The following is a 1,677-nucleotide window of genomic DNA, read 5'->3' on the forward strand; positions in this document are numbered from 1 at the left end:
GCGGTGAACCGCAACAAGCGCAGCATCGCGCTCAACCTCAAGGACGACCGCCACCGGCAGGCCTTCCACCGGCTGGCCGGCACGGCGGACGTCCTCGTCGAGAACTTCCGCCCCGGGGTCTGCGCCAGGCTCGGCATCGACTACGAGACGCTCTCGGAGGCCAACCCGGGGCTCATCTACGCCAGCATCTCCGGCTTCGGGCAGACCGGGCCCTCGGCGATGCGCGCCGGCTACGACCTGATCGCGCAGGGGATGTCGGGCGTCATGAGCGTGACGGGCGAGGCGGGGGGCGAGCCCGTGAAGTGCGGCATCCCGATCAGCGACCTGTCCTCCGGGCTGTTCTGCGCCTTCGCGATCCTCACCGCCTACGTCTCGCGGCAGGAGACCGGGCGCGGTCAGTACATCGACACCTCGCTGTTCGAGGGCGCGCTGGCGCTGTCGATCTGGGAGACGGCGGAGCTGTGGGCGACCGGCCGGGTGCCGCAGCCGCTCGGCTCCGCCCACCGCCTCACGGCCCCCTACCAGGCCCTGCGGACCCGCGACGGCCACGTGACGGTCGGGGGCAACACCCAGCGCCTGTGGGCCCGGCTGTGTGCCGCCATCGGCCGGGACGACCTCGTCGAGGACGAGCGCTTCGCCACCAACGACGCGCGCATGGCCAACCGCCCGGCGCTCGAGGCGGAGCTCGAAGCCGTGCTCAAGCAGCGCACCACCGGCGAGTGGCTCGAGGTGCTCCTCGAGGCCGGGGTGCCCGTGGGGCCGATCTACGACTACCGGCAGGTCTTCGAGGACCCGCACACGCACGCGCGCGAGATGATGGTGGAGATGGAGCACCCGGTGGAGGGCACGGTTCGGGGGCTCGGGATCCCGTTCAAGCTGAGCGAGACGCCGGGCCAGATCCGCCGCGCCGCGCCGCTGCTCGGCGAGCACACCGAAGAGATCCTGAGCGAGCTCGGCTGCTCGATATGACCGACGCCGACCTGCTCTACGAGCGCCGCGGGCCCACGGCCGTGATCACCTTCAACCGGCCGCAGGCGCGCAACGCCATGACGTTCCCGATGTACGACGACCTCCAGCGGCGATGCGAGGAGGCCGACGAGGACGACGGCGTGCGGGTGCTCGTCCTCCGGGGCGCGGGAGGCAGGGCCTTTGTGGCCGGCACCGACATCCGCCAGTTCCGGGAGTTCCGGACCCCGAGCGACGGGGTCGCCTACGAGGAGAGGATCGATCGCATCGTCGGCCGCGTCGAGCTCGTCGGCAAGCCCACGATCGCGCTCGTCGAGGGCTACGCGGTGGGAGCCGGGCTTGCCATCGCCGCCGCCTGCGACCTGCGCGTCTGCACCCCCGACGCCCAGTTCGGCATGCCCATCGCTCGCACGCTGGGCAACTGCCTGTCGATGGAGAACTACGCCCGGCTCGTGTCGCTCATCGGCCCCGCCCGGACCAAGGAGCTCATCTTCACCGCGAGGATGGCCTCCGCCCAGGAGGCGCTGGACGCCGGGCTGGCCACGGAGATGGTGCCGGCGGCCGAGATCGAGGATCGCGTTGCCGAGCTCTCCGAGCTCCTCGCCCGCCACGCCCCGATCACCCTGAGGGCGACCAAGGAGGCGATCCGCCGCATCCGCGAAGCCGGTCTCCCCAGCGGCGAGGACCTGATCCTCGAGGCGTACGGGAGCG

General features: G+C 71.8%; 2 protein-coding genes. Both read left to right on the forward strand.

Translation table 11 applies throughout. From position 1 onward, the window contains the following. Positions 1 to 969 (forward strand): CoA transferase (locus tag AABM41_09825; GenBank protein ID MEK6192594.1); only part of this gene is annotated, 969 nt, incomplete at its 5' end. Next, positions 966 to 1,677, forward strand: a 712-nt coding sequence (locus tag AABM41_09830) for an enoyl-CoA hydratase/isomerase family protein (protein ID MEK6192595.1), incomplete at its 3' end; no start/stop codon positions are given. The genes AABM41_09825 and AABM41_09830, both read left to right, overlap by 4 nt.

The organism is Chloroflexota bacterium (assembly GCA_038040195.1).
In the GTDB taxonomy this organism is placed as follows: domain Bacteria; phylum Chloroflexota; class Limnocylindria; order QHBO01; family QHBO01; genus DASTEQ01.